This window comes from Streptomyces subrutilus (assembly GCF_001746425.1).
In the GTDB taxonomy this organism is placed as follows: domain Bacteria; phylum Actinomycetota; class Actinomycetes; order Streptomycetales; family Streptomycetaceae; genus Streptomyces; species Streptomyces subrutilus_A.
Genome location: NZ_MEHK01000001.1, coordinates 2,236,590 through 2,263,444, shown reverse-complemented (window position 1 = coordinate 2,263,444; position 26,855 = coordinate 2,236,590). Strand labels below are relative to the sequence as shown.

The following is a 26,855-nucleotide window of genomic DNA, read 5'->3' as shown; positions in this document are numbered from 1 at the left end:
TCACAGTCCCTTGGTCGTGATGACGATCGTGGTGCCCTCGGGGGCGTTCTGGCCGCCGGCCACCGACTGCGAATCCACCGTCTTGCTGAAGGAGATGAGCGGCCGCTCCACCTTCACCTTGAAGCCCGCGCCCTCCAGGGCCTTGCGGGCCGCGTCCACGTCCTGGCCGGTCACGTCCGGAACGGGGAGCTGACGGGGCCCCTTGGAGACGGTCAGCGTCACGGTGTCCCCGGCCGCGGCCTGGGTTCCGGCGCCGACCGACTGGTTGGCGACCGTACCGGCCGGGGAGGGGGCGTTGACCTGTTCGGGTGCCGTGCCCACCTTCAAGCCGAGGCCCTGCAGTGTCGACCGGGCCTGCTCGAAGGGGACGCCGGCCACGTTCGGCACCGGGACCGGGCGGCCCTTGCTGACGACCATGGCGACCGCCGTGTCGGGAGCCCGCTTCTCGCCGCCCGCCGGGTCGGTGCTGACCACCGATCCCTGCGCGACGTCCTGGCTGAAGGCCTGCGTCTCGATGCCGGGGGCCAGCCCGGACTTGGTCAGCTCGGCCTTGGCCTCCTCCAGCGGGCGGCCCTTGAGGTTGGGCACGGCCACGACCTCGGGCCCGCGGGAGATGGTGAGCGTCACCGCGCCGTTGCCGCGGATGCGCTTGCCGCCCGGCGGGTCGGTGTTCATCACGGTGCCGCGGTCGAAGGAGGTGCTGAACTTCCGCTCGATCCGCTTCACGCCGAGGCCCGCCGCCGAGAGCTGCGACTTGGCCTGCTCCTCGGTCTTGCCGAGCAGGTTGGGCACCTTGGTGAACTGGCCGGAGTTGATGTACCAGACCCCCGTGCCGAGCCCGAGGGCGAGCAGTACGCCCGCGACGACCAGCAGTACGCCGCGCCGGGGCCCGCGGGCGGCCGGCGGGGCGGGCGCAGGCGGCGGCGGACTCTGCAGCCGGGAGGTCTGGTGCACCGGCTGGTGCGCGGTGACCGGGCGGGGGATGACGCTGGTGCGGTCCTCGGCAGCCGTCCGCTCCTCGGCGCGCGCCTGCGGCGGTACGGCGTCCAACTCGTCGTCGCTGAGCTGGACGCGGGCCTCGCGGGTGAGGCCGAGCAGGGCGGCGGCGTCGTAGGGGCGCAGCTCCGGGTTGCGCGCGGTGGCGTGCGCGACGATTTCGTCGAGGCCGACGGGGAGGCCGGGGACGGCGGCGGAGGGGGGCGGTACGTCCTCGTTGAGGTGCTGGTAGAGCACCTGGGCGGGGGAGCCGCCGGTGTGCGGCTTGGTGCCGGTGAGCATCTCGTAGAACACGACCCCGCAGGCGTAGACGTCCACGCGGGTGTCGGTGACGCCGTTCTCGATCTGCTCGGGGGCCAGGTAGGAGACGGTGCCGAGGACGGAGCCGGTGGTGTGGGTCACCGAGTCCACGGACCGGACCAGCCCGAAGTCGGCCACCTTGACCCGGCCGTCGTCGCCGATCAGGACGTTCTCCGGCTTCATGTCGCGGTGCACGAAGCCGGCCCGGTGGGCGGCGCCGAGGGCGGCGAGCACGGGCTCCAGGATGTCGAGCGCGGCCCGCGGCCGGAGCGCGCCGCGCTCGCGGAGCACGTCGCGCAGGGTGCAGCCGGAGACGTACTCCATGGCCAGGTAGACGTACGGCCCGTCCGTGCCCTGGTCGAAGACCGCGACGACGTTGGGGTGGGCGAGTCGGGCCACGGACTTCGCCTCGCGGATGAACCGGTCGACGAAGGCGGCGTCCGCGGCGAGCGCCGGGTGCATCACCTTCAGGGCCAGGACGCGGTCCAGGCGGGTGTCGACGGTCCGGTAGACCGTGGCCATGCCGCCGGCCGCGATGCGGGCGTCGACGCGGTAGCGGCCGTCGAGCACGCGCCCGACGAGGGGGTCATCCAGGGTCGTATCCACCCGGCGATTCTATTGGCGCGCCACCGGACCCCGACCGGGGCGGGTCCCCTTGCAGCGCACCTGTGACGTCAGCCGGGCGCGGGCCCGCCGCCGCGCCTCGATCGCCGGCGCGGCTCAAGGACCGGAACTCCGCCCCGGACGCGCGGGCGCGGATCAGCCGAATCCAGCCTCGCCGGCGTTTGAGGCGTGGGGGGTCCCCCGGACGGAGCGTGGGGGAGGGTCCGGGGCGGAGCCCCAGCAGCGGAGCCGCAGGTCAGAATGCCGGGCGTTCCGGGTCCAGGGTGGCGCGGCCCTCCGCAGGAGACGAGGCTTCGGCGAACCGCCGCTGCGGGATGCGCCCCGCGCGAAAGGCCAGGCGCCCCGCCGACACGGCGTCCCGCATCGCGCCGGCCATCAGCACCGGCTCCTGGGCCCGGGTCACCGCCGAGGCGAGCATCACGGCCGCGCAGCCCAGCTCCATCGCCAGGGCCACGTCCGAGGCCGTCCCGGCGCCCGCGTCCAGGATGACCGGAACTCCCGCCCGTTCCGTGATCAGCTCGAAGTTGTGCGGGTTCCGGATCCCCATCCCGGACCCGATCGGCGACCCCAGCGGCATGACCGCCGCGCAGCCCACGTCCTCCAGCTTGCGCGCGAGCACCGGGTCGTCGTTGGTGTAGGGCAGGACGGTGAAGCCCTCGTCCACGAGGGTCTCGGCCGCGTCGAGGAGCTCCACGCCGTCCGGCAGGAGGGTCCGCTCGTCCGCGACCACCTCCAGCTTGATCCAGTCCGTGCCCAGCGCCTCCCGCGCGAGCCGCGCGGTCAGCACGGCCTCGCCCGCCGTGAAGCAGCCCGCCGTGTTGGGCAGGACCCCGATGCCGAGCTTCGAGAGCACGGACAGGACGGAGCCCTGGACCGTCGGGTCCAGCCGCCGCATCGCCACCGTCGTGAGCTCCGTGCCGGAGGCCGCCAGGGCCCGTTCCAGCACGTCCAGGCTGGGGGCGCCGCCCGTACCCATGATCAGGCGGGAGGAGAAGGTCCGGCCGCCGAGAGTGAAGAGGTCGTCCGCCATGCCGCTCAGCCTCCCTGGACCGCGGTGAGGACCTCGACCCGGTCGCCGTCGCCCACCGCCGTGGCCGGCCACTGCCCGCGCGGGACCACGGTCTCGTTGAGCGCGGCGGCGACCCCGGAAGGCGCCGCGGTCAGGGTGGCGACCACCGCGTCGAGCGTGGTGCCGGCCGCGACCTCGCGCGGCTCGCCGTTGACGGAGATGGTCATGCGTACGACTCCTGACGTGCGGCGGAGAACCGGCGGGGGGTGAAGGGGCGGGCGATCGGCGGCAGTTCGCCGCTGGTCAGCAGGTCCGCCATGACCTCGCCGGTGAGCGGGGTCAGCAGCACCCCGTTGCGGTAGTGCCCCGTGGCCAGGTGCAGGCCCGGCAGGTCGGTCGGGCCGAGCATCGGCGCGTTGTCGGGCGAGCCGGGGCGCAGGCCCGCCCGGGTCTCCACCAGCGGGAGTTCGGTGATGCCGGGCACCAGCTCGTGGGCGTCGCGCAGGAGTTCGTAGACCCCGCCCGCGGTGACCGTGGTGTCCCAGCCGAGTTCCTCGCTGGTGGCGCCGATGACGAGCTCGCCGTTCTCCCGCGGCACCAGGTAGACGTGGCTGCCGCGCACGACGGCGCGGACCGTGCGGGACAGGAACGGCGCGTAGGCGGGGGGTACGGACAGGCGCAGCACCTGCCCCTTCACCGGCCGTACGGGGGCCACGACCTCCGCCGGCAGGCCCGCCAGCCGGCCGCTGAGCGAGCCCGCCGCCAGCACCACCTGGTCCGCGCGCAGCTCCGTACCGTCGTCGAGGACGGCGCCGGCCGCCCGGTCCGCGGTGACCAGGAGCCGCTCGGCGGCCGCCCGGTGGACGGCCACGCCGGCCCGCTCGCACGCCGTCAGCAGGGCGGCCGCCAGCCGGCGGGGGTCGACCTGGTGGTCGCCGTCCACGCGCAGCCCGCCGCGCACGCCCGGGGCCAGCATCGGCTCCAGGCGGCGGCACTCGCGGCCGGTGAGCCACTCCGAGTCCAGGCCGCAGCGGCGCTGGAGGGCGTGCAGCTCGCGCAGGTGGAGCCGGTCGTCGGCGTCCAGGGCGACGGCGAGGGTGCCGCAGGCGCGGTAGCCGATGTCCACACCCCCGCTCGCCTCGGCGAGCTCGGCGGCGAACTCCGGATAGCGCGCGGCGGAGGCGAGGCCCAGGCCCAGCAGGGCCTCCTCGCCGTAGTGCAGCTCCGTGACCGGGGCGAGCATCCCGGCCGCGACCTGGGCGGCCCCGCCGCCGGGGGCGGGGTCGGCCAGAACGGTGCCCAGGCCCCGCCGGGCGGCCCGCCAGGCGGTGACGAGCCCGATGATCCCGCCCCCGATGACGAGGACGTCGGATCCCTTACGAGATGAGTGCATGGGCGTCCAGCCCCTCCCTTCGCCGGCATGACCCGGATCAGGTTCGTACGGTCGGAGGCCGTCCAGCCTCCCTCTCAGCCCGGTGCGCCCGGACTCCCGCGATAGGTACGGTGGCCAGACTAACCCCGCCGCCGACAGCGGGTAAGGGGCGCCCATTCCTGACGGTTCGTCAGATGATTAGGGTGGCCGGGTGAACGAGCAGACGGAACAGACTGAGAACGGCGTCGTGATCGTCGGCGCCGGCATGGCCGGTGTGCAGACCGCGGTCGCCCTGCGCGAGCGCGGATTCACCGGCCCCGTGACCCTGCTGGGCGCCGAACCCCACCAGCCCTACGACCGGCCCCCGCTGTCCAAGGCGGTCCTGCTCGGCAAGGCCGAGGACTCCGCCTTCGACGTGGACTTCGAAGCACTGGACATCGAGCTGCGGCTCGGCACGGAGGTCACCGGGCTCCGGGCCGCCGCACGCGAACTGGACACCGAGGTCGGCCCCGTCCCGTACGGGGTCCTCGTCCTGGCCACCGGCGCCCAGCCGCTGACCCTGCCCGGCACCGGCGGGGTCCCGGGCGTGCACCTGCTGCGCACCCTGGACGACGCGGAACGGCTGCGCCCCGTACTGGCGGCCGCGCCCTCGATCGTGGTCGTCGGGGCGGGCTGGATCGGCGCCGAGTTCGCCACCGCGGCCCGGGAGGCGGGCTGCGAGGTGACCGTGGTCGAGGCCGCGGACCGGGTCCTGGCGGGCGCGCTGCCCGCGGAGGTCGCCGAGCCGATGGCCCGCTGGTACGCGGAGGCGGGCGCCGAGCTGGTCACCGGCGCGAAGGTCGCCGGGATCGACGAGGGCCGGGTGCTGCTCGGGGACGGGCGGACCCTGCCGGCCGGCGCCGTGGTGGTGGGCATCGGCGCCCGCCCCGCCACCGGCTGGCTGGCCGGGACCGGCGTCGAGCTCGGCCCCGACGGCTCCGTCACCGCCGACGCGTACCTGCGCACCTCCCTGCCCGGGGTGTACGCGGTCGGCGACTGCGCCTCCTTCCCGTCGGCCCGCTACGGGTCCCGGCTGCTCGTGCACCACTGGGACAACGCGCTCCAGGGGCCCCGGGCGGTCGCGGCGAACATCCTGGCCGGGGAGCCGGCCGAGGCCTACGATCCGGTGCCGTACTTCTGGTCCGAGCAGTTCGGCCGCTTCGTCCAGTACGCCGGCCACCACGGCGGGGCCGACACCCTGCTGTGGCGGGGCGACCCGGGGGAGCGGGCCTGGTCCGTGTGCTGGCTGAAGGACGGCGCCCTGGTCGCGCTGCTGGCCGTCGGCCGCCCCCGCGACCTGGCCCAGGGCCGCAAGCTGATCGAGACGGGGGCTCCGCTGGACCCGGCCAAGGTCCGCGACCCGGCGACCCCGCTCAAGTCCGCGGCGGCCTGACGGACGGCCGGGCTCCGCCCCGGCCCGGTTCCGCCGGGGACCGAACCGCGGGTACGGGGCGGAGCGCCGCGGCCACGGACGGGTCGCCCCGGTACCGGCGGCCGATCGGAGGTGGCAGGCTTGTCCCCGTGACCGAGATTGACGCAAAGATCGATGCCCTTGTCCCCTCGTGGCTGTACCTCCCCGACATCGCGGAGATGCTCGACATCGAGGTGACCCGGGTCCGCCAGATGGTCAAGGAGGGGCAGCTCATCGCCGTACGCCGGGGCGAGAACCGCGCCCTGCAGGTGCCGGCCCCCTTCATCGACGGCGACAAGGTCGTCAAGGGCCTCGTCGGCCTGCTGACCGTGCTGCGCGACGACGGCTTCTCCGACGAGGAGATCCTGGAGTGGCTCTTCACGGCGGACCCGACCCTGCCCGGCACCCCCGCCCAGGCGCTGAGCGAGAATCGCGGCACGGAGGTCAAGCGCCGCGCCCAGGCGCTCGCCCTCTGACCTGATCCGCATCCGCTCCACCGCGGTGTACGGGCCCCGGCGCCCGTACACCGCCTCCATCACGGGGGTACACCCATGCAGCTGTCCGACGCCCGGCTCTACCTGTGCACGGACGCCCGCAAGCGGCAGGGTGACCTCCCCGAGTTCCTCGACGCCGTACTGGCCGGAGGCGTGGACATCGTCCAGCTCCGGGACAAGGGCATGGAGGCCGGCGAGGAGCTCGAACACCTCCGGGTGTTCGCCGAGGCCGCCCGGCGCCACGGCAAGCTGCTCGCCGTGAACGACCGGGCCGACGTCGCCCACGCCATCGGCTCCGACGTCCTCCACCTCGGCCAGGGCGACATCCCCGTACCCGCCGCCCGCGCCATCCTCGGCGGCCCCGACTCCGTGCTCATCGGCCGCTCCTGCCACGCCGAGGCCGAGGTCGACGCGGCCGTGGCCGAGCCCGGCGTGGACTACTTCTGCACCGGCCCCTGCTGGCCCACCCCCACCAAGCCCGGCCGCCACGCCCCCGGCCTCGGACTCGTCCGGTACGCGGCCTCGCTCGAGCAGGACCGGCCCTGGTTCGCGATCGGCGGCATCGACAGCGCAAACCTCGACGAGGTGCTGGACGCCGGAGCCACCCGCGTCGTCGTCGTCCGCGCCCTCACCGAGGCCGCCGACCCCGGAGCCGCCGCCGCGGAACTGGCCAAGCGGGTCCGCGCCCGCCTCGGTTAGCACAGGGCCCGCCGCCGGAGGGTGTCCAAAAACATGTCCAAAAGGCGGACACCGCTTCGGCCTCCGCCGGGCCGCGTCTAACCTGCCCGTATGGCCTCTGGTACCGCTTCCACCTGGTCGGATCGTGCGCACACGGTCCGCGACCTCCTCGCGTCCGGGCGCTCGTACTCCTTCGAGTTCTGGGCCCCCAAGACGGAGAAGGGCGAACGCAACCTCTGGAACGCGCTGCGGCGGGTCGAGGCGGTCTCCCCCAGCTTCGTCTCCGTGACCTACGGAGCCGGCGGCTCCACCCGTGGCGGCACCGTCAAGGCCACCGAGCAGATCGCCTCGGACACCACCCTCACCCCGGTCGCCCACCTCACCGCCGTGGACCACTCCATCGCCGAGCTGCGCCACGTCATCGGCCAGTTCGCCGACGCCGGCATCCGCAACATGCTCGCCCTGCGCGGCGACCCGCCGGGCGACCCGATGGCCGAATGGGTGGCGCACCCGGAGGGCGTGCACTTCGCCGCCGACCTGGTCCGGCTGCTCAAGGAGTCCGGCGACTTCTGCGTCGGCGTCGCCGCCTTCCCCGAGATGCACCCGCGTTCGACGGACTGGGATACGGACATCCGGCATTTCGTGGACAAGTGCCGCGCGGGCGCCGACTACGCGATCACCCAGATGTTCTTCGATCCGGAGAATTATCTGCGGCTGCGCGACAGCGTCGAAAAGGCGGGCTGCGAGACCCCGATCATCCCCGAGGTCATGCCTGTTGTGGGTATCAAGCAGCTCGACCGGCTGCCCCAACTGAGCACCGCGGTCTTCCCCGCGGACGTGAAAGAGCGCATGCTCGCCGTCAAGGACGACGCGGCCGCTGTACGCTCCATTGGCATCGAGTTCGCCACGGAGTTCTGCGCGCGGCTGCTGTCCGAGGGTGTCCCAGGGCTGCACTTCATCACGCTGAACAACTCCACGGCGACTCTCGAGATCTACGAGAACCTGGGCCTGCACCAGCGGGCCTGACCGGCGGGCCCCCGTTCCCTGGGCGCCGGCCGTACCGAGAGGGGCCATGCATGGGTATGACGGTCCTCTACATCGCGTTCGGCTTCGTCGCGCTGTGGTTGCTTGCCGAGGTCCTGATGCAGTACAAGGCCCGGCTCCGCTGGCGCCTGCTCGCCTTCAGCGGCTTCCTCGGCGTGGTCGCCGGGGTCATCCTGCCCTCGGTGCCGGTCATCGGCGCCGGCGCGGCCGCGTTCGCCATGGGCCAGACCCTGGTGACGCTCTCCTTCCGCAAGGGCTTCGTGGCCGGCTGGGCGCTGCGGCGCGGCGGGGAACCCGTACGCCAGTCCGGCCGCCGCCGCTCCGGCGGTCCGCGCCCGGAACCGGCGCTGGAGGTCACCGCGCTGCAGTACGAGGATGCGGGGGCAGCCGCGGGAGCGGACGAAGACCGCGTCTCCGAGCGGCAGTTCCAGGCCGCCGACGAGGTCTACAGCCCCCAGCCGATGCCCGAGGACACCGGTTCGTACGGGATACAGAGCTTCGCGCCCCCCGCCGACGCGGGCCAGACGGCCGCGTTCGCCTCGCCGTTCACCTCGGCCGAGCAGGACGCCCACCAGTACGCCGCGTACCACGACCCCGCGGGCCAGGGCGGCGGCTACGACTACTCCGCCGGCTATCAGACGGGCGAGCAGCAGCAGGTCTACGCCGCCTACTCGGACCCGTACATCGGCACCGGCGGGGGCCTCGGCCAGCCGGCGGCCTACGACTACGCGAACGACGCGAACTACGCCCAGTACTCCGCCTACCCGGCGTACCCCGACCAGGGGCAGCAGTACTCCATGGACACCCCGCCCGGCGGGGTCTGGGTCCCGCAGCAGCGCGATGTGGACCAGCCCTACCCGGGGGAGGAGCAGGGCGAGCCGCCGCAGCAGTACCCCTACCCCCAGCAGGGCGGGTACGAGCAGTACCGCTACTGAGCCCGGGCCGGCCGGGGGCGGGTCACTGGGAGCCGCGGAACTCCGCGCCCTCCACGATCAGCCCGGCCACCAGGGCCCCGGTCATCCCGGCGTGCGCCAGCCCGCCGCCGGGATGCGCCCAGCCGCCGGCCAGGTACAAGCCCGGCACGGCCGTGGTGTTGGCCGGGTAGAGCAGCCGCCCGCCGTCTCCCGCGAGAGCGGGGGCGGGCACCGCGCCGCCCGGGGCGCCCGTCGCCGCCTCGATGTCGGCGGGCGTGTGCGCCTCGTGCCACAGCAGCCGCTCCCGCAGCCCCGGCACGGCCTGCCCGGCCAGCTCCAGCAGCCGGTGGGGGGGCACGGCCGCCGTGCCGCCGGTTCCGCACACGGCGGTCACCGTGACCGCCTCGTGGTCCGCGTCGGGCCGGGTGGCGGGGTCGTCGGGGCGCAGGACGGTGACGTCCAGGCCGGGGGAGTGCACGAGGGTGCGGTGGACGGTCCCCGGGGGACGCGCGCCGCGCAGCGCGAGGAAGAGGCCGATCCGGCTCGGCAGGTCCGGCCCGCGCGCCGGGACCGCCTCGCGCGGCCAGGGCAGGGAGGCGGCGGGCAGCAGCCGCGGGTCGATCCCGCAGACGACGGAGTCGGCCGCGACCTCACTGCCGTCGGCCAGCAGCAGACCGGCCGCACGGCCCCCGGCGGTGCGGACCTCCCGGACCTCCGCGCCGAAGACGAATTCCACCTTGCGCTCACGGCAGCGCTCGTGGACTGCGGTGGCCAGGGCCCGCATCCCGCCGCGCACGTACCAGCTGCCGAAGGTCTGCTCCATGTACGGCAGCACGGCGGCCGAGCCGGGGGCCCGGCCCGGGTCGATCCCGTACGCACGCACCCGGCCGGCCAGCAGCTCGCCGAGGCCGCCGCCCAGCTCCCGGTCGGCCACCTCGGCGAGGGTCGGCGGGCGGCGGCGCAGCAGGCCGCTGCGGCGCAGGGCGGGGTACGGGTCGGCCGCCAGCGCCCGGCGGTCGGCGGGCAGCGGCTCCTCCAGCAGGGGGCGCCGGGTGGCGTCCCAGGCGTCGCGGGCCCGGCCCAGGACGGCGTTCCAGCGCTCGCCCGCGCCCTGGCCGAAGGCCCCGTCGAGGGCGGCGGCCACGCCGCCGCGGGAGGCTCCCGGGAGGGCGACGTCCACGCCGTGGTGGGGCAGGACGTGCCGGACGGCCGGGTCGGCCTGCGCCATGTCCACGCAGGTCTCCAGCGGCCGCTTGCCGGTCTTGACGAACAGGTCGCGGTAGACGGCGGGCAGGTGCAGCAGGCCCGGCCCGGTGTCGAAGGCGAAGCCCTCGCGCTCGTACCGGCCGACCGCGCCCCCGTACGTCGTCCCGCGCTCGTACACCGTCACCCGGTGCCCTGCCACGGCCAGCCGGGCCGCTGTCGCCATCGCGCCCATCCCGGCGCCGATCACCGCAATTCGTGCCATGCGGCTGAGCCTATCGAGGCTTCCCGCGCGGTCAGCGGGGTGGGGAGGAGGTCCGGGCGCGGGCTTCGGCGGCGAGCCGTTTCTCCTCGCGGCGCTGGGCGCGGCGGCGCAGGAAGCGGCGGATCCGGGACCAGAGGAAGATCAGCAGGGCCAGCCCGGCGGCCAGCAGGACGGCCGCGATGGCGGCGGCGGCCTCCGGGTTGAACATCGCGAAGGTGACCAGGCCCGCCACGCCGAGGTCCTCGGCGATGCTCATGGCGATGTTGCTGAACGGCTCGGGCGAGGTGTTGATCGCCATCCGGGTGCCGGCCTTGACGAAATGGCTGAGCAGGGCGGTGGAACCGCCGACCGCGCCGGCGGCGATGTCGGAGAGCGAGCCGCTCTGCCCGGCCAGCAGGGCGCCCACCGTGGCGCCGGCGACCGGGCGGATCACGGTGTGGACGGAGTCCCAGACCGAGTCCACGTACGGGATCTTGTCGGCGACCACGTCGCAGAGGAACAGCACACCGGCGACGATGAGCACGTCGGTGCGCTGCAGGGAGGCCGGGACCTCGTCGGTCAGGCCGGTCGCGCCGAAGATGCCGAGCAGGAGGACCACGGCATATGCGTTGATCCCACTGGCCCAGCCGCTGGTGAAGACCAGGGGGAGCACACTCACCCCCACATCATGCCGCAGTGCCGCGCCGCGGAGCAGTGAGGGGACGGAAGCCGGTGGGCTTCCGTCCCCTCACTCACGTTGTCCGGGGGCGCTACTGCCCCTGTTCGTCACGGCGGCGCTGCCACCGTTCTTCGATGCGGGTCATCATCGACCGACGCTGCCGGTTCTGGCCTCGGGCCGAACCGCCTGCACTTCCGGAGACGGGCTGTTCGCCAGGCTTGGGTGCCTTGCGCCAACCGGTGACCACGAGGACCGTGCAGCCCAGCATGACGAGAAACCCCACCACGCTGACCCAGAGCACGTCCTGCCAGATCACGCCGGCCATGAGGAGCGCGATACCCACCACAATGCCTGCGACTGCCTGGTAGACCCGTCGCCGGGTGTACGTGCGCAGTCCGCTTCCCTCAAGCGCTGTCGCGAACTTGGGATCTTCGGCGTACAGCGCTCGCTCCATCTGCTCGAGCATGCGCTGCTCGTGCTCCGAGAGCGGCACGGGAGTCCTCCTCATCCGTCGGTCGCGGGGGTGGCGACCAGGGGTCCCCTTCAGGATAGGCGGGGAATCGCCCCCGTGATACCCGCCCTCTACGCCACGTTCTCAAATAGGTCGGTGATGGATCCGTATCGAAAACGATCAGTACCGCCGCGGGAGCGGCCACTGAGGCGCTTATTCCCCAATGGCACGTCCACCATGCCGGTCACTGCCCCGATCATACGGGGCCGATCGCCGGTTCGGAGGGTGTGTGGCCGACTCCGTCCGACGAAGATCGCAGATCAGGACTGCTTCTCGCCCAGGACGTGCAACTGCGTGGCGACCGCGTGGAAGGCGGGCAGCTCCGCGGCGGCCTCCTCCAGGCGCAGCAGCGCCTCCACGGCGCCCGGCTCGGTGTCCACCAGCACCCCCGGGACGAGGTCGGCGAAGATCCGCACGCCGTGCACCGCGCCGACCTCCAGGCCGGCCCCGCCGACCAGCTCGGCGAGGGTCTCGGCGGTGAAGCGGCGGGGCACCGGGTCGCCCGAGCCCCAGCGGCCGGCCGGGTCGGTGAGGGCGGTACGGGCCTCCGTGAAGTGCCCGGCCAGGGCACGTGCGAGCACGGCTCCGCCGAGTCCGGCGGCCAGCAGGCTGAGCACGCCGCCGCGGCGCAGGGCCGCCACCGCGTTGGCCACGCCCTCGGCCGGGTCGTCCACGTACTCCAGCACGCCGTGGCAGAGCACCACGTCGTAGGCGTCGCGCTCGACCACGTCCAGCAGGCCCTGGGCGTCGCCCTGGACCCCGCGGACGAGATCGGCGACTCCGGCCTCGGCCACCCGGCGCTCCAGCCCGAACAGCGCGTTCGGGCTGGGGTCGACGACGGTGACCCGGTGGCCCAGGCGGGCCACCGGCACGGCGAACTTCCCGGTGCCGCCACCGGTGTCGAGCACGTCGAGGACATCCCGGCCGGTCGCCTTCACCCGGCGGTCGAGCGCCTCCTTGAGGACCTCCCACACCACGGCGGTGCGGAGGGAGGCACGGGGGCGGGAAGTGTCCGACACGGCTGATGGCTCCTCGGCGCGGTAGGCAAGGGCGGGCGGTCAGTGCCCCACCCCGCCCCACCCTATTGCCTTCCGCACCCGGGGCCCGTCTTTCGGGCCCTGGCGGCTCATCCCGCCTCCGGATGTTCGGGACGGGGCTGCGGCAGGGTCTGCTGGGGCGGCTGGATCGCGAGCATCCGCTCCACCAGGCGCAGGAACATCGACACCGCGCGCACCAGATCGTCCGCGTCCCGGCTGGTGGCCGCGTCCGGTATCCCCGCCTCGGCCCGGGCCCGGCGGGCGGCGCCGGAGGCGAAGAGCGCGCTCCACTCCGCCAGCTCCGGCGCTATCTCCGGCAGCACCTCCCACGCGCTGCGGATCCTCGGCCGCCGCCGGGGGTTCACCGGCTCGGGCCGCCCGCGTGCCGCGAGGACGGCCGCGGCGGTGCGCAGCGCGGCCAGGTGGGCGGTGGCGTAACGCTCGTGGGGGCGGGACAGCCCGACGGCCTCGGCCAGGCCGCTGCGGGCCTTGGCGAGCAGGTCGAGGGCGGCCGGCGGAGCCGCCGACCTCCGCAGGACGGGGTGGACAGGGGACGGGGACGGTGTGGCCATGACGAACCTCCTGTCGATGCGTTGCCTCCATCGTGAACGGCCCCACTGACAATCGCGCTGACCTGTGGTTTCGGGGGTTTCGTCGGGGTAACTGCCCCCCGCCGCACGCCTGGTGCGCCAGGAGCTGGTAGTTTTTGAACTGACCGGTCAGTTCAAAATGAAGGGGGACGGTGTGGACAGCCCGCACGGCGCGGCCGTCAAAGCCGAGGACTTCGGACTCAAGGGCCCGCGCGGGTGGACCTTCCGGGGCGTGGGCATCGACGCGGAGCCCGGCTCGCTCATCGCGGTCGAAGGCCCCTCCGGCAGCGGCCGTACCTGCCTGCTCCTTGCCCTCACCGGACGGATGAAACCCACCGAGGGACACGCCGAGGTCGGCCGCCACCGGCTGCCGAAGAAGATGGCCGCGGTCCGCCGGATCGCCGCCCTCGGACCGGTCAGCGGGGTCAACGAACTCGACCAGGCCCTCACCGTCGCCGAGCAGCTGCGCGAGGGCGCCCTGCTCCAGCGCCGCTACGAGGCCCCGGTCCGCGCCCTGCTGCGTCCCCGCCGCGAACGCCGCGCGAGCAGCAAGGCCCGGATCGACGCCGCCCTGGACGCCGCGGGACTGGACCTCGCGACGCTGCCCAAGGGTCCGCGCACCTCCGTACGGGACCTGGAACGCCTGGAGGCCGTACGGCTGTCCGTGGCCATCGCGCTGCTCGGCTCGCCGCGGCTGCTGGCCCTGGACGACCTCGACATGAAGCTCTCGGACACCGAACGCGCCGAGGCCTGGGCCCTGCTCCGCTCGGTCGCCGCCGCGGGGACCACCGTCCTCGCGGTGTGCAGCGAGGCACCCGAGGACGCGCTCGTCCTGCGGACCGGCCCGATGGAGCCGACCGACGGGGAGGACGCCGGGGAGGACGCCGGGAACGGCGACGCCGAGAACGCCGGCGACACCGACGACGGCGAGAACGACGACGACACCGAGAACGACGACGACACGAAGGGGGCGGACGATGCGCTCGCCGAAGCTGGCCGCGCTTGAGCTGAAGCGGTTCGGGCGGGGGAAGCTGCCCCGGGCCGCTCTCGTCGCACTGCTCCTGCTGCCGCTGCTCTACGGAGCCCTGTACCTCTGGTCCTTCTGGGACCCGTACAGCCGCCTCGACAAGGTTCCCGTCGCCCTCGTCAACTCCGACCAGGGCGCCACCGTCGACGGCAAGCGCGTCGACGCCGGTGACGAGATCACCAAGAAGCTGCACGACAGCAAGACCTTCGACTGGCGCGAGGTCAGCGCCGAGGAGGCCGCCAAGGGCCTGGAGAACGGGACGTACTACCTGTCCCTCACCATGCCCGCCGACTTCAGCGAGAAGATCGCCTCCAGCTCGGGCGAGGACCCCGCCACCGGCGCCCTCCAGGTGCGCACCAACGACGCCAACAACTACATCGTCGGCTCGATCTCGCGCACCGTCTTCTCCGAGGTCCGCTCCGCGGCGTCCACCAACGCCTCCCGCGGCTTCCTCGACAAGATCTTCGTGAACTTCTCCGACCTCCACGACAAGACCTCCGAGGCCGCCGACGGCGCCGACAAGCTCAAGGACGGCGCGGGCAAGGCCCAGGAGGGCGCGAAGGAGCTCGCCGACGGCCTCGACACGGCCAAGGAGAAGACCGGCGAGCTCGCCGGCGGCCTGCGCAAGCTCAACTCGGGCGCCGGCAAGCTGGAGACCGGCTCCAAGGACGTCGCGGCCGGCACCCAGAAGCTCGCCGACAAGGTGAACGGCGCCGCGGACAAGGCCCGCCCCTTCGTCCAGGACCCCAAGAACCTGGCGGACACCGCCGAGCTGGTCGCCGACACCGCCAAGGTGGTCAAGAACCACCTCGACACCTTCGCCGACAAGGCCCCGGCCGCCGCCTCCGCCGCCCAGAAGGCCTCCCAGGGCGCGGACGCCTACTACACCAAGCACTGCGTCACCCCGGGCAAGGAACCGCACCTGGCCTCCTGCCCCGACCTGAAGAAGATCAAGGACGACGCGGCCGAGGCCGCCGAACTCACCGGTGACGTCAGCACCCTGGTCAAGAACGCGAACGGCGATGTCTCCAAGCTCCGCACCCAGCTGACCGACCTGGAGAAGAAGGCCCGCCTCCTCGTCGACAAGGCCCCCGGCCTCGCCTCCGACCTCGACGCGGCCGTCGCCCAGGTCAACGCCCTCAACAAGGGCGCCCACCAGGTCGCCACCGGCATGGCCGAGCTGCACACCGGCATCGGCACCGCCACCACCGGCTCCGGCGCCCTCAACGAGGGCGTGGGCAAGCTCGGCGACGGCGCGGACACCCTGAGCGGCGGCATGTACAAGCTCGTCGACGGCAGCGGCGAACTCGCCGGCGGCCTCCACGACGGCGCCGGCAAGATCCCCGACTACGACCAGCAGCAGCGCGACGCCCGCACCGAGGTCATGGCCGACCCGGTCCGCCTCGCCAACCAGTCCCTGCACAAGGCGCCCAACTACGGCACCGGCTTCGCCCCCTACTTCATCCCGCTCTCCCTGTGGGTCGGCGCGATGGTCGCCTACATGCTCATCACCCCGCTCAACCGGCGGGCCCTGGCCGCCGGCGCCTCGCCCTGGCGGATCGCCCTGGCCGGCTGGCTGCCCGTGGCGGGCCTCGGCGCCGCGCAGGTGAGCCTGCTCATGGCCGTGCTGCACTGGGGCCTGGGCCTGGAGATGGCCCGCCCGGCCCTCACCGTCGGCTTCTTGATGCTGGTCACCGGGTGTTTCGCGGCGATCGTCCAGTGGCTCAACGCCAAGTTCGGCGCCGCCGGGCGGATCCTGGTGCTCGCCGTCCTGATGCTCCAGCTGACCTCGGCGGGCGGCACCTACCCCGTGGAGACCAGCCCGGGCTTCTTCAACGCCATCCACCCGTACCTGCCGATGTCGTACGTCGTCGAGAGCCTGCGCCGCCTCATCACGGGCGGCGACCTCGCCCCCGTGTGGCAGGGCGGCGCGGTCCTGGTGGCCTTCACGGCGGGCGCCCTCGCCCTCACCGCGCTCGCCGCCCGCGGCAAGCAGGTGTGGACCATGGACCGGCTCCACCCCGAACTGAGCCTCTGAGGAGCCGGTGACCTGTGAGAATCAGCGCCATGGAAAGCAGCAGCACCTCCGCCGCCGTGGGCGGCCGGCGGCAGGCCACCCGCCAGAAGCTCTACGAAGCGGCCGTGACCCTCATCGCCGAACAGGGCTTCTCCGCGACCACGGTCGAGGAGATCGCCGAGCGGGCGGGCGTGGCGAAGGGCACCGTCTACTACAACTTCGCGAGCAAGAACGACCTCTTCGAGGAGCTGCTGCGGCACGGGGTCGGGCTGCTGACCGTCTCGCTGCGGACGGCCGCGGAGGAGACGGAGGCGCGCGGCGGCAGCCGCGTCGAGGCGCTCGACGCGATGATCCGGGCCGGCCTCGTCTTCATCGACCGCTACCCGGCCTTCACACAGCTGTACGTCGCCGAGCTGTGGCGGACCAACCGGGCGTGGCAGTCCACGCTGATGGTCGTCCGGCAGGAGGCCGTGGCCGTCGTGGAGACGGTGCTGCGGGAGGGCGTGGAGCGCGGTGAGCTGAGCGCCGAGATCGACGTGCCGCTGACCGCGGCCGCGATGGTCGGGATGGTGCTGGTGGCCGCGCTGGACTGGCAGTCCTTCCAGAGCGAGCGGTCGCTCGACGACGTGCACTCGGCGCTGTCGCTGCTGCTGCGGGGCCGGGTCAGCGGACACTGACCCCCAGTCGGCGGTGCCGCCGGGGCGGCGGAGCCCGTACAACTGGTGGGGCCCGCCGCGGCTGAGTATCCGTACCTAGCCACGGAAATGAGTACCTGCGCGGATGGGCCCCCACCTGCGCGGACGCGAGACTGGGGGCAACGGACAGGAGGCCCGGTCCGCACCGCCGACACGGGGCTGCGGAGCGGACCGGGTACCTCCTCCGTGACGCGGTACGCGAACGCGGCGGGGCTCGGGGGGATCGAGCCTCGCCGCGTTCGCGCGTCTGCCGGTGCCGTGCTCCTCGCGATTCCAGCCCCGTCGGCGTTGGAAGCGCGGGGGCCCGGGGGCGGAGCCCCCCGCAGCGGACCCGCAGAGGTGTCTCAGCCGCGGCCCCGGAGGGGCATGCGGAGGCGGATGCGGGTCGCCGCCGTGGCCGTGCGGTCCGCCAGGGCCGCCCAGCGGCGGGACGCCGACCAGGCGAGACGGGCCGCCGAGCGCGGCAGCAGCAGCGCTCGCAGCCGGGCCGGCCGGCCCACGCCCGCCAGCAGCCCCGCCCGCGCCAGCAGGACGTCGTCCGCCAGCCCCTCGTACGACACCGCCGCGCCCGGCGGCGCGTACAGGGCCCGTTCCAGCGCCCCCGCGACCCGGTGCACCGCGGCGCCGGCCTCCGCGTCCAGCCGCCCGAGCTCCACCACCCGCACGGCGGCCCGCCGCGGCGACAGCGCCTCGTCCGGCCGGACGCCCACGTCCCACGCGGCGTCGCCCAGCTCGCGCCACGCCGCCGACACCTCCCCGGCGCCCAGCCTGCGGGCCCGCACCCGGCCGCGCCACAGCAGCGGGAGCAGCGGCAGGCCCAGCGCCGCCAGCGCCACCATGGCCCAGCCGAGCACCGCCGGCACCGACGGCCCACCGCCACCCGACGCGCTCGGCCGCGGCGCGGCCGCACCGCACTCGCCGAGCTTCTTCAGCTCCGGCGGGCACTCGTCCGCCTTCGACGGCGCGGCCGACGGCTGCGCCGCCCCCTGCGAGGGCAGCGGCGCGGGCGCGGACGGCTGCACGGTGGGAGCCTGCGGCCGGGAGTAGTCCGGCACGTTGATGCCGGAGCGGGGCGTCGGCTCGAACCGCGTCCACCCGACCCCCTCGAAGTACAGCTCCGGCCAGGCGTGCGCGTCCCGCATCGACACGTTGACGCTGCCGTCGGGCTGCCTCTCGCCCGGCGTGAAGCCCACCGCCACCCGCGCCGGGATGCCCAGCGACCGGGACATCGCCGCCATCGAGAAGGCGAAGTGGATGCAGAAGCCCTCCTTGTCGGCGAGGAAGCGGGCCACCGCCTGCGGCCCGGTGCCCGAGGCCGTCTTCGTGTTGTAGCGGAACCCGCCGTTCACGGCGAAGAAGTCCTGGAGCTTCACGGCCCGCGCGTAGTCGTCCTTGGCCCCCTGCGTCACCTGGCGCGCCGTGTCGCCGACCACGGGCGGCAGGTTGTCCGGCAGCTTCGTGTACTCGGCGCGGACCTCCGGGTCCGGCTCGGGCGCGCTCCGCAGCTGCTGCGCCGTCGGCTTCAGCAGCAGGCTGCGCACGGAGTACTGCGCGCCCTGCACGTTCTGGAACCTGTCCTTGCCCAGCTGGTCCCCGACCAGGGTCCGCCCGGCCGGCTCGAACCGCCACTTCCCCTTGATGTCCACCGAGGTCGCCGGGTACGGCATGGGCAGGTAGCGCTGGGTGTACGTCTCCGCCGCCGACACGTTGGTCTGCACCTCGGCCGCGCCCTGGCGGACGTCCCCGCTCAGCCCGGGCGGGTTCGGCAGCCGCTCCGGGACGTCGGACAGGGACCGCCCGGAGGCCTCCCACTTGATCCCGTTGAACTCGTCCAGGGCCAGGATCCGCAGGTACTGCTCGCCCTGCTGGGGATTGTCCGTCCGGTACTTGAGCACGACCCGGTTGTCCTGCGCGTTCAGGTTGCTCTGCAGGGAGATCAGCGGGTTCACCGCCGAGATCGTCCCGCCCACACCGCCGTCGGCCGCCTCGCCCCCGCCCGGGCCGCCCAGCAGCCCGCCGCCGAGCGAGGGCAGGGCCGCCGGCACCGCCAGCGCCAGGCCCAGGGCCATCGCGCCGATCCGCCGGCCGGTCCGCACCGGGGCCGTGAGCCGGCCCTCCTTGCCGCCGCCGAGGCCGGAGGCGGCCGAGATCCGCTCGCGCGGGGCCGCGCCGAAGACCCGGCCCCACTGCGCCAGCCGGTCCCGGCCCTCCGACAGCAGCATCATCAGGTAGCCGCAGCCCGCCAGCAGGAAGGCGAACCAGGAGGCGTCCCCGCCGCCCGACAGGCCCGCGGCCACCGAGTACAGCGCGAGCAGCGGCAGCCCGGCCGCCGCGGCCGTCCGCAGGGTCACCGCGAGGGTGTCCACCAGCAGCCCGATCAGCAGCACCCCGGACACCAGCAGCAGCCGGATGCCGTCCGTCAGCGGGGCCGGGATCGCGAACTCGCTCACATCCTGCGCGCCGCGCTGGTACAGCGCCCCGAAGTCCGTGACCAGGTAGGCCAGCGGCCCGCTCCCGGTCGACTCGCCCTTCCCCGCGAACAGGACCGCGAGGGTCAGCAGCGACACCAGCAGCTGCGCGGCCACGGTCAGCGACCGCGCCAGCGGCACCCGCCGGGCCCCCGCCCCCACCGCGCTCTGCACGGCCAGCAGCAGCGCCGCCTGGAGCAGCCAGCCCGCCGACTCGACCAGCGGGACCAGCGACCAGGCGGTGAGCAGCGTCGCCAGCGCCGCGAACAGCGTCACTCTCGCGCGCCCGCTCATCCCCGGCCTCCAGGGGTTCCCGTACCGAACGCCGTGCTCCCCGCACGCCGCCACAGCTCGCCGAAGGCGGCCCCGGGCGGGGCGGCGAGCGCCGTCCAACCCGCGTCGCGCAGCCGGTGCAGCCGCTGTTCCACCGAGGGCAGGGCATGGTCCCGCGCCGGCTGTCCGGCCCAGGTCGCGGAGTCCAGGACGAAGGCCACCGCGCCCCCGGTGCGCTGGCGCATCTTGGCCGCGAGGTCGGTCTGTACGTCGTCCAGGTCGCCGAAGAAGGCGATGAGCAGCCCGTCCCCGCCGACTTCGCCGAAACCGCCACCGCCGCCGCGCACGGCGTCGTAGGCCCGGGTCAGCCCGGTGCCGTCGGAGTGCCCGACGACCGCGAGGGTGTCCATCATCAACCCGGCGGCCTCCGCGGACTCGTGCCCGCCCGAGGAGAAGCCGCCGCCGCCCAGACCGGGCACGCAGTCCCCGGTGTCGGTGAGCAGCCGTACCGCGTAGCCCTGCTCCAGGAGGTGGACCAGGCTGGAGGCGGCCGCGGAGACGGCCCACTCGAAGGCGGAGTCGGGGCCGGCGCCCTCGAAGGCGAGCTGCCGGGTGTCCAGCAGGACGGTGGCCCTGCTGCGCTGGGGCTGCTCTTCGCGCCGGACCATCAGCTCGCCGTAGCGGGCGGTGGAGCGCCAGTGCACCCGGCGCAGGTCGTCGCCGCGCCGGTAGCCGCGCGGGATCACGTCGTCGTCGCCGGCCAAAGCCAGCGAGCGGCGCGAGCCGTCGCCGTACCCGGAGGACTCGCCGGACAGGCGCACCGGGGCCAAGGGCTCGGTGCGCGGGATGACGGTGAGGGTGTCGAAGGCGCTGAACGAGCGGGTTAGCTCGACCAGCCCGAAGGGGTCGGTCAGCCGCAGCTGGAGCGGGCCCAACGGATAGCGGCCGCGCAGGTCGGAGCGGACCCGGTAGGACACCTCGCGGCGGCCGCCGGGCTCGACCCGGTCCAGGACGAACCGCGGGCGCGGGCCGAGGACGTACGGCACCCGGTCCTGGAGCATCAGCAGGCCGGTGGGGAGCCGGGAGGTGTTGTCCATGCGCAGCTGCACCCGCGCCTCGGCGCCCGCGGGGACCCGCCCCGGGGTCAGCCGGCGGCTCCCGGAGACCCGGTAGCGGGTGCGGTGCAGGGCGTAGACGCACAGCAGCGGCAGCAGGGCGAGCAGCAGTCCGACCCGGAGCAGCGCGCCCTGCCCCAGCACGTACGCGCACACCGCCGCGGCGATCCCGGCGGCCAGGAAGGAGCGGCCGCGGGTGGTCAGGCCGGACAGCGACGCGCGCATCCCGCCGCCCCGACCGCCGGCGCCGCGCGGGGCACCGGCGCTCATCAGAAGCCCCGGATGCCCGCGCCGGGCGGCATCTCGCCGCGGGCGTGCGCGGCCGGGACGGGGGTGCGCTGGAGGATCTCGCCGACGACCTGCTCGGCGGTGCGGCGGTTCAGCTGGGCCTGGGCGGTGGGCAGCAGCCGGTGCGCGAGGACGGGGCCGGCCAGCGCCTGGACGTCGTCGGGCAGGACGTAGTCCCGGCCGGCGAGCGCGGCGGAGGCCTTCACGGCGCGCAGCAGGTGCAGGGTGGCCCGGGGCGAGGCGCCCAGGCGCAGGTCGGGGTGGCTGCGGGTGGCCGAGACCAGGTCGACGACGTAGCGCCGGACCGGCTCGGCCACGTACACCTCGCGGACCGCCTCGATGAGCTTGACGATCTCGTGGGCGTGCGCGACGGCCGTCAGGTCGTCGAGCGGGGAGAGCCCGCCGTGCACGTCGAGCATCTGCAGCTCGGCCTCGGGGCTGGGGTAGCCGACGGAGACCCGCGCCATGAAGCGGTCGCGCTGGGCCTCGGGCAGCGGGTAGGTGCCTTCCATCTCCACCGGGTTCTGGGTGGCGACGACCATGAAGGGGCTCGGCAGCGTGTAGGTGGTGCCGTCGATGGTGACCTGGCGCTCCTCCATCGACTCCAGCAGCGCGGACTGGGTCTTCGGCGAGGCGCGGTTGATCTCGTCGCCGATCACGATCTGCGCGAAGATCGCGCCCGGCTTGAACTCGAACTCGCGGCGCTGCTGGTCGTAGATGCTCACGCCGGTGATGTCCGAGGGCAGCAGGTCCGGCGTGAACTGGATGCGCTGCACCGAGCAGTCGATGGACTTGGCGAGCGTCTTGGCGAGCATCGTCTTGCCCACTCCGGGGACGTCCTCGATGAGCAGGTGCCCTTCGGCGAGCAGCACCGTCAGCGCGAGGCGTACGACCTCGGGCTTGCCCTCGATCACGCTCTCGACCGAGTGGCGGACCCGCTCGGCCGTGCTGGTCAGATCCGCGAGGCTCGCTCGGTCGTCATACGTCGTCACCAGGTTCTCCTCGGCCCATTTCCAGGGCCGACGCCCTTGGCGCATGACCGGCCCACCCCACACAGGGACACCGCCCCGGGGGGTTCCCCGGGGGGCGTCTCCCCGCATTGTTGACGGCGTCGCGGCCCCGTGTCACTCAGGAGCTGGGATCGATCTCCCGCAGGAGGCCGGTGTGCACATCGAAGACGAAGCCTCGCACATCGTCGCGGTGGGGCAGGAAGGGGTTGGTGCGGACCCGCTGCATGGACTGGCGTACGTCCTGGTCCACGTCCCGGAAGGCTTCCACGGCCCAGGCGGGGCGCTGGCCGACCTCGTCCTCCAGCTCGTGCCGGAAGTCCTCGGTCAGGCTTTCGAGGCCGCAGCCGGTGTGGTGGATGAGTATCACCGTGCGGGTGCCCAGCGCCCGCTGGCTGATGGTGAGCGAGCGGATGGTGTCGTCGGTGACCACGCCGCCAGCGTTGCGGATGGTGTGGCAGTCGCCGAGCTCCAGCCCGAGGGCGGCGTGCAGGTCGAGGCGGGCGTCCATGCACGCGACGACGGCCACCTGGAGGACCGGGCGGGCGTCCATGCCGGGGTCGGCGAATTTGCCGGCGTACCGCCGGTTCGCCTCGACCAGGCGGTCGGTGACGGAGCCGGCACCGGCCGCCTGGGGCGCGGAGTCGGCGGGCAGGGGTACGGAAGTCGTCATGCATACGACGTTAGTGGTCACAGCGGGTACGGGCATCGAGTGAGGGTGGACAAAGAAGGTCAACAAGCCTTGTTGTGAGCTAACCCACAGGAGTGGGGAGGAGGCGACCGTCCGGGTGATTCGCGGCTTTTGCGGGTTCCGTCGGAGCCGCTCGGACGCCGCGCGGGGCGGTTCGTTGACCGCGCCGACCGTTGCACTAAAGTGGCGCGAACCGGCCGGAGCCCGGCCCTGACCGGCCGCCCGGCCCCTTGGTAACACTCCGCGTGCGCGGCGCGGCGTATGCCGGCCGCGCCGTTATCTGAGAGGGCGCTTTGACTAGCGAGTCCCGACATGTCCCGGTGATGCTCCAGCGGTGCCTGGACCTGTTGGCCCCGGCGCTGGAGAGGCCCGGGGCCGTCGTCGTCGACTGCACCCTCGGCCTCGGCGGCCACAGCGAGGCCCTGCTGACCCGGTTCCCCGAGGCCCGTCTGATCGGCCTCGACCGCGACAAGGAAGCCCTGCGGCTCTCCGGCGAGCGGCTCGCGCCCTTCGGCGACCGGGCCACCCTCGTCCACGCGATCTACGCCGACCTCGCCGAGGTCCTCGACGGCCTGGGCCTCCCGGCCGTCCAGGGCATCCTCTTCGACCTGGGCGTCTCCTCCATGCAGCTGGACGAGGCCGACCGCGGGTTCGCGTACGCGCAGGACGCGCCCCTCGACATGCGGATGGACCAGACGACCGGCATCAGCGCGGCCGAGGTGCTCAACACCTACGCGCCCGGCGAGCTCGTGCGGATCCTGCGCCAGTACGGCGAGGAGAAGCAGGCCAAGCGGATCGTGTCGGCGGTCGTCCGGGAGCGGGAGAAGGAGCCCTTCACCAACAGCGCCCGGCTGGTCGAGCTGATCCGCGACTCCCTGCCGCAGGCCGCCAAGCGGACCGGCGGCAACCCGGCCAAGCGGACCTTCCAGGCCCTGCGCATCGAGGTCAACGGGGAGCTGTCGGGGCTGGAGCGGGCCATTCCGGCGGCGGTGGACCGGATCGCCGTCGGCGGCCGGATCGCCGTGCTCTCGTACCACTCGCTCGAGGACCGGCTGGTGAAGCAGGTCTTCGCGGCGGGCGCGGCCTCGACCGCCCCGCCCGGGCTGCCGGTCGTCCCGGAGAAGTACCAGCCGAAGCTGAAGCTGCTGACGCGCGGCGCGGAGCTGCCGACCGAGGAGGAGATCGCCGAGAACCGGCGGGCCGCCCCGGCGAGGTTCCGCGGGGTGGAACGCATCCGGGAGGCGCGACTGTGACCAAGGGCGGGAAGGCCGCCGCGCGGCTCGGCCGGGTGATCGGCGGGCGCCCCGTCCGCCCCCGGCCACGCCCGCGTCCGGGCGGGCAGGCGGCGCGGATGCCGTTCGTCCTGCTGGTGGTGGCGCTGCTCGGCGGCGGGCTGATCAGCCTGCTGCTGCTGAACTCGGCGCTGAACGAGGGCTCCTTCCAGCTGAGCCGGCTGAAGAAGGAGACCACCGCGCTCACGGACGAGGAGCAGGCGCTGCAGCGCGACGTGGACGCGTACTCGGCTCCGGACGCGCTGCAGCGGCGGGCGCAGGAGCTGGGGCTCGTCCCCGGCGGCAGCCCGGTCTTCATCGGCCCGGACGGCAAGATCACGGGCACCGCGGCGGAGGCCGAGGCGCCGCCTCCGGCTCCGTCCCCGTCGGCCCCGGCCCCCGCCGCCCCGTCGGCGGCTGCTTCGGCCCCTTCGGCCGCCCCTTCGGCGGCTGCTTCGGCCGCGCCGAGCCCCGGGGCTCCGTCGGCTCCCCAGTCCCAGCCTTCGCAGCAGCCCACTCCCAACCCAGGCAGGTGACGTCGTGACGCCGATGGCCGCGGTGCCGTTGCGCAGCCCTGAGGGGCGCTTCCCCACCCCGCCCCCGCCCTTCCCCCTTTCCCCGGGCTCCGCCCGGACCCGCCCGGGGCTCCGCTCCCGGACCCCCGCGCCTCCATCTCCCCCGGCCACCGCTGCGAGGGACCCCCGGGCGAGGCCGGATCCGGGCCTCGCCGGGCACGACCCGGCCCCGCCGGCGATTGAGGCGCGGGGTCCGGGGCGGAGCCCCAGGAGGCCCGGGCGGCACCATGGGATGCAGCCGCAGCCGCAGCCGACGGCGGTGACCGCGTGAGCCCGGCCGGAGAGCCCCGGCGGCGGGTGCCCGGCCCCGGGCGGCCCCGCGGCGGGGCCTCCTCGCGTCCGTCGGCCTCGCGCCCGACGACCCGGCGGCCCGCCCCGCAGCGCAGGCCGCACACGATCCGGCTCGGCAGCCCCCGCCCCCGCCTGCGCCTCGTCAGCGTCGGCCTCACCCTCGTCATGCTCGCCTTCGTCGTCCGGCTGTTCCAGGTCCAGGCCGTCGACGCGCGGGCCGTCTCCGCCGAGGCCTCGAAGAACCGCTACACCAGCGTCAAACTGGCCGCCGAGCGAGGTGAGATCACCGACCGCAAGGGCGTGGCCCTCGCCACCAGCGTCGACGCGTACGACATCACCGCCGACCCGAAGATGTTCACCCCGCAGGACAGCAAGGCGCCGGACGCCCCGCAGCAGGCCGCCGCCCTCCTCGCGCCCATCCTCGGCAAGGACGCCAAGGAGCTCGCCGAACGGCTGAGCACCAAGAACTCCCGGTACGTCGTCCTCGCCCAGCGCCAGACCCCCCAGGTCTGGAACCAAATCAAGGACCTCAAGCGGGTCTTCGCGGAGAAGGCGGCGGCCGACAAGAAGAACAACGGCCCCGGCGCGAACGTGCTGGCCGGTGTGTTCAAGGAGGACAGCAGCAAGCGCGTGTACCCGAACGGCGACCTCGCCGCCGGGATACTGGGCTACGTCAATGCCGAGGGCAAGGGCGGCGGCGGCCTGGAGTCCTCCCTGGACAAGAAGCTGTCCGGCAAGGACGGCGAGGTCACCTACGCCCAGTCCGGCGGCCGCCGGGTGCCCACTGCCGGCTCCAGCGAGAAGCCCGCCGTGCCCGGCGAGGACATCGAGCTGACCATCGACCGCGACATCCAGTGGGCGGCGCAGAGCGCCATCGCCGAGCAGGTCCAGAAGTCCGAGGCCGACCGCGGCTACGTCATCGTCCAGGACACCCGCACCGGCGAGATCCTGGCCATGGCCAACGCCCCCGGTTTCGACCCGAACGACCTGACCCGGGCCCGCTCCGCCGCCATGGGCAACGCCGCGCTCCAGGACGTGTACGAGCCCGGCTCCACCGCCAAGGTGATGTCGATGGCCGCCGTGCTCGAGGAGAAGAAGGCCACCCCCGGAACCCACGTCGAGGTCCCCAACCGGCTGCACCGCGGCGACCGGCTGTTCAAGGACGACATCGACCACCCGACCTGGTACCTGACCCTCAACGGGGTCCTCGCCAAGTCCTCCAACATCGGCACCATCCTGGCCACCGGCCAGCTCGGTCCCACCCAGCCCGAGGCCAACAAGGTCCTGCACTCCTACCTGACCAAGTTCGGCATCGGGCAGCCCACCGGCCTGGACTACCCCGGCGAGTCCCGCGGCATCCTCGCCGAGCCCGAGGACTGGTCCACCTCCCAGCAGTACACGATCCCCTTCGGCCAGGGCCTGTCCGTCAACGCCATGCAGGCGGCCTCGGTGTACTCGACCATCGCCAACGGCGGGGTCCGCACCGAACCGACCCTGGTCCGCGGCACCAAGGGGCCCGACGGCCGCTTCACCCCGGCCCCGGCGCCCGAACGCAGGCAGGTGGTCAGCCCGGAGACCGCCAAGACCCTCGCCGAGATGCTCGAATCCGTGGTCGACGACCAGGAGGGCACCGGCACCAAGGCCCGCATCCCCGGCTACCGGGTCGGCGGCAAGACCGGCACCTCCAACCGGGTGGATCCGGCCACCGGCCGCTACAAGGGCTACACCGCCTCCTTCGCCGGGTTCGCACCCGCCGACAACCCGCGCATCACCGTCTACTGCGCCATCCAGAACCCCACCAAGGGCAGCTACTTCGGCGGCCAGATCTGCGGACCGATCTACAAGAAGGTCATGGAGTTCGCCCTGAAGACCCTGCAGGTCGCCCCCACCGGCAGCGCCCCCGCGGGGCTCCCGGTCACCTTCGACCCGGGCCCGCAGGCCGCCCCCCAGCCCGGTACGCAGCCCAGTCCGCAGCCCGGCCGGTGACCCCCA

Annotated in this window: 24 protein-coding genes and 1 riboswitch; of the genes, 11 read left to right on the top strand and 13 right to left on the bottom strand. The window is 73.9% G+C overall.

All coding sequences use genetic code 11. The features are described 5' to 3' along the window. From pknB to thiO, 4 genes are all read right to left on the bottom strand, one after another. Positions 1-1,902: a Stk1 family PASTA domain-containing Ser/Thr kinase gene (gene pknB / locus BGK67_RS11215; RefSeq protein ID WP_069919946.1), complete on the bottom strand. Its 1,902-nt coding sequence runs from the start codon at positions 1,900-1,902 to the stop codon at positions 1-3. Between the two features lie 253 nt (positions 1,903-2,155). After that, on the bottom strand, positions 2,156-2,950 hold the full coding sequence (locus BGK67_RS11210; protein WP_069919945.1) for a thiazole synthase: 795 nt from the start codon (positions 2,948-2,950) through the stop codon (positions 2,156-2,158). A gap of 5 nt (positions 2,951-2,955) precedes the next feature. Further along, positions 2,956-3,156, bottom strand: coding sequence for a sulfur carrier protein ThiS (gene thiS / locus BGK67_RS11205; RefSeq protein WP_069919944.1), 201 nt, complete (start codon positions 3,154-3,156; stop codon positions 2,956-2,958). Next, positions 3,153-4,322: a glycine oxidase ThiO gene (gene thiO, locus BGK67_RS11200; protein ID WP_069919943.1), complete on the bottom strand. Its 1,170-nt coding sequence runs from the start codon at positions 4,320-4,322 to the stop codon at positions 3,153-3,155. The genes thiS and thiO overlap by 4 nt, the downstream gene beginning before the upstream one ends. Next, positions 4,320-4,432: riboswitch (TPP riboswitch) on the bottom strand. It overlaps the preceding gene by 3 nt. A gap of 80 nt (positions 4,433-4,512) precedes the next feature. Between thiO and BGK67_RS11195 the strand changes: the two genes are divergently transcribed. The 5 genes from BGK67_RS11195 to BGK67_RS11175 all read left to right on the top strand — a co-directional run bounded on the left by BGK67_RS11195 (position 4,513) and on the right by BGK67_RS11175 (position 8,902). Then, positions 4,513-5,733 carry an NAD(P)/FAD-dependent oxidoreductase gene (locus BGK67_RS11195; RefSeq protein ID WP_069919942.1) on the top strand — a complete coding sequence of 407 codons (1,221 nt, stop codon included), beginning with the start codon at positions 4,513-4,515 and terminating at the stop codon, positions 5,731-5,733. Between the two features lie 128 nt (positions 5,734-5,861). Beyond that, positions 5,862-6,227 (top strand): Rv2175c family DNA-binding protein, encoded by a 366-nt coding sequence (locus tag BGK67_RS11190; RefSeq protein ID WP_069919941.1) that lies wholly within the window; start codon positions 5,862-5,864, stop codon positions 6,225-6,227. Between the two features lie 75 nt (positions 6,228-6,302). Continuing rightward, a complete protein-coding gene (gene thiE / locus BGK67_RS11185; RefSeq protein WP_069919940.1) occupies positions 6,303-6,944 on the top strand; it encodes a thiamine phosphate synthase in 642 nt (213 codons plus the stop codon). Positions 6,945-7,034: 90 nt separating this feature from the next. Beyond that, positions 7,035-7,949, top strand: coding sequence for a methylenetetrahydrofolate reductase [NAD(P)H] (gene metF / locus BGK67_RS11180; protein ID WP_069919939.1), 915 nt, complete (start codon positions 7,035-7,037; stop codon positions 7,947-7,949). A gap of 50 nt (positions 7,950-7,999) precedes the next feature. Further along, a complete protein-coding gene (locus BGK67_RS11175; protein ID WP_069919938.1) occupies positions 8,000-8,902 on the top strand; it encodes a hypothetical protein in 903 nt (300 codons plus the stop codon). Between the two features lie 22 nt (positions 8,903-8,924). Here BGK67_RS11175 and BGK67_RS11170 read toward each other — a convergent pair whose 3' ends face one another. The 5 genes from BGK67_RS11170 to BGK67_RS11150 form a co-directional block, all read right to left on the bottom strand. Next, on the bottom strand, positions 8,925-10,349 hold the full coding sequence (locus BGK67_RS11170) for a phytoene desaturase family protein (RefSeq protein ID WP_069919937.1): 1,425 nt from the start codon (positions 10,347-10,349) through the stop codon (positions 8,925-8,927). A 31-nt stretch (positions 10,350-10,380) separates the two neighbouring features. After that, complete coding sequence (locus BGK67_RS11165) at positions 10,381-11,007, bottom strand: DUF4126 domain-containing protein (protein ID WP_069919936.1); 627 nt, start codon at positions 11,005-11,007, stop codon at positions 10,381-10,383. A 91-nt stretch (positions 11,008-11,098) separates the two neighbouring features. Next, entirely contained in the window at positions 11,099-11,500 is a 402-nt protein-coding gene (locus tag BGK67_RS11160; protein WP_069919935.1) for a DUF3040 domain-containing protein, read from the bottom strand. A 278-nt stretch (positions 11,501-11,778) separates the two neighbouring features. Beyond that, a complete protein-coding gene (locus BGK67_RS11155; protein ID WP_069919934.1) occupies positions 11,779-12,537 on the bottom strand; it encodes a class I SAM-dependent methyltransferase in 759 nt (252 codons plus the stop codon). 107 nt (positions 12,538-12,644) lie between these two features. Then, positions 12,645-13,127: an SAV_6107 family HEPN domain-containing protein gene (locus BGK67_RS11150; protein WP_069919933.1), complete on the bottom strand. Its 483-nt coding sequence runs from the start codon at positions 13,125-13,127 to the stop codon at positions 12,645-12,647. 172 nt (positions 13,128-13,299) lie between these two features. Here BGK67_RS11150 and BGK67_RS11145 point away from each other — a divergent pair, with 172 nt between their 5' ends. From BGK67_RS11145 to BGK67_RS11135, 3 genes are read left to right on the top strand one after another with little or no spacing between them, the layout of a single operon-like run. Next, positions 13,300-14,151, top strand: coding sequence for an ATP-binding cassette domain-containing protein (locus tag BGK67_RS11145; RefSeq protein WP_069923785.1), 852 nt, complete (start codon positions 13,300-13,302; stop codon positions 14,149-14,151). Next, positions 14,123-16,210, top strand: coding sequence for a YhgE/Pip family protein (locus BGK67_RS11140; protein WP_069919932.1), 2,088 nt, complete (start codon positions 14,123-14,125; stop codon positions 16,208-16,210). Before BGK67_RS11145 ends, BGK67_RS11140 begins: the two co-directional genes overlap by 29 nt. A 29-nt stretch (positions 16,211-16,239) precedes the next feature. Next, positions 16,240-16,866 carry a TetR/AcrR family transcriptional regulator gene (locus tag BGK67_RS11135; protein ID WP_069919931.1) on the top strand — a complete coding sequence of 209 codons (627 nt, stop codon included), beginning with the start codon at positions 16,240-16,242 and terminating at the stop codon, positions 16,864-16,866. Positions 16,867-17,228: 362 nt separating this feature from the next. Here BGK67_RS11135 and BGK67_RS11130 read toward each other — a convergent pair whose 3' ends face one another. The 4 genes from BGK67_RS11130 to BGK67_RS11115 form a co-directional block, all read right to left on the bottom strand. After that, positions 17,229-19,646 (bottom strand): transglutaminase TgpA family protein, encoded by a 2,418-nt coding sequence (locus BGK67_RS11130; RefSeq protein WP_069919930.1) that lies wholly within the window; start codon positions 19,644-19,646, stop codon positions 17,229-17,231. Next, positions 19,643-21,010, bottom strand: a complete 1,368-nt coding sequence (locus BGK67_RS11125) for a DUF58 domain-containing protein (protein WP_069919929.1) — start codon at positions 21,008-21,010, stop codon at positions 19,643-19,645. Before BGK67_RS11125 ends, BGK67_RS11130 begins: the two co-directional genes overlap by 4 nt. Next, positions 21,010-22,020, bottom strand: a complete 1,011-nt coding sequence (locus tag BGK67_RS11120; protein ID WP_069919928.1) for an AAA family ATPase — start codon at positions 22,018-22,020, stop codon at positions 21,010-21,012. The genes BGK67_RS11125 and BGK67_RS11120 overlap by 1 nt, the downstream gene beginning before the upstream one ends. Positions 22,021-22,156: 136 nt before the next feature. Continuing rightward, a complete protein-coding gene (locus tag BGK67_RS11115) occupies positions 22,157-22,708 on the bottom strand; it encodes a beta-class carbonic anhydrase (protein WP_069919927.1) in 552 nt (183 codons plus the stop codon). A gap of 341 nt (positions 22,709-23,049) precedes the next feature. Between BGK67_RS11115 and rsmH the strand changes: the two genes are divergently transcribed. From rsmH to BGK67_RS11100, 3 genes are all read left to right on the top strand, one after another. Beyond that, positions 23,050-23,979 carry a 16S rRNA (cytosine(1402)-N(4))-methyltransferase RsmH gene (gene rsmH / locus BGK67_RS11110; RefSeq protein WP_069919926.1) on the top strand — a complete coding sequence of 310 codons (930 nt, stop codon included), beginning with the start codon at positions 23,050-23,052 and terminating at the stop codon, positions 23,977-23,979. Positions 23,980-24,077: 98 nt separating this feature from the next. Continuing rightward, entirely contained in the window at positions 24,078-24,533 is a 456-nt protein-coding gene (locus tag BGK67_RS11105; protein ID WP_069923784.1) for a cell division protein FtsL, read from the top strand. A 306-nt stretch (positions 24,534-24,839) separates the two neighbouring features. Further along, positions 24,840-26,849: a peptidoglycan D,D-transpeptidase FtsI family protein gene (locus BGK67_RS11100; protein WP_208948681.1), complete on the top strand. Its 2,010-nt coding sequence runs from the start codon at positions 24,840-24,842 to the stop codon at positions 26,847-26,849. Positions 26,850-26,855: the final 6 nt, after the last annotated feature.

Coding starts and splice junctions, on each gene's coding strand:
- BGK67_RS11175 (WP_069919938.1), top strand. CDS start 8,000: ATGGGTATGACGGTCCTCTACATCGCGTTCGGCTTCGTCGCGCTGTGG.
- metF (WP_069919939.1), top strand. CDS start 7,035: ATGGCCTCTGGTACCGCTTCCACCTGGTCGGATCGTGCGCACACGGTC.
- BGK67_RS11210 (WP_069919945.1), bottom strand. CDS start 2,950: ATGGCGGACGACCTCTTCACTCTCGGCGGCCGGACCTTCTCCTCCCGC.
- BGK67_RS11125 (WP_069919929.1), bottom strand. CDS start 21,010: ATGAGCGCCGGTGCCCCGCGCGGCGCCGGCGGTCGGGGCGGCGGGATG.
- thiS (WP_069919944.1), bottom strand. CDS start 3,156: ATGACCATCTCCGTCAACGGCGAGCCGCGCGAGGTCGCGGCCGGCACC.
- BGK67_RS11150 (WP_069919933.1), bottom strand. CDS start 13,127: ATGGCCACACCGTCCCCGTCCCCTGTCCACCCCGTCCTGCGGAGGTCG.
- BGK67_RS11105 (WP_069923784.1), top strand. CDS start 24,078: ATGCCGTTCGTCCTGCTGGTGGTGGCGCTGCTCGGCGGCGGGCTGATC.
- BGK67_RS11130 (WP_069919930.1), bottom strand. CDS start 19,646: ATGAGCGGGCGCGCGAGAGTGACGCTGTTCGCGGCGCTGGCGACGCTG.
- BGK67_RS11135 (WP_069919931.1), top strand. CDS start 16,240: ATGGAAAGCAGCAGCACCTCCGCCGCCGTGGGCGGCCGGCGGCAGGCC.
- thiE (WP_069919940.1), top strand. CDS start 6,303: ATGCAGCTGTCCGACGCCCGGCTCTACCTGTGCACGGACGCCCGCAAG.
- thiO (WP_069919943.1), bottom strand. CDS start 4,322: ATGCACTCATCTCGTAAGGGATCCGACGTCCTCGTCATCGGGGGCGGG.
- BGK67_RS11140 (WP_069919932.1), top strand. CDS start 14,123: ATGCGCTCGCCGAAGCTGGCCGCGCTTGAGCTGAAGCGGTTCGGGCGG.
- BGK67_RS11115 (WP_069919927.1), bottom strand. CDS start 22,708: ATGACGACTTCCGTACCCCTGCCCGCCGACTCCGCGCCCCAGGCGGCC.
- rsmH (WP_069919926.1), top strand. CDS start 23,050: ATGCTCCAGCGGTGCCTGGACCTGTTGGCCCCGGCGCTGGAGAGGCCC.
- BGK67_RS11170 (WP_069919937.1), bottom strand. CDS start 10,349: ATGGCACGAATTGCGGTGATCGGCGCCGGGATGGGCGCGATGGCGACA.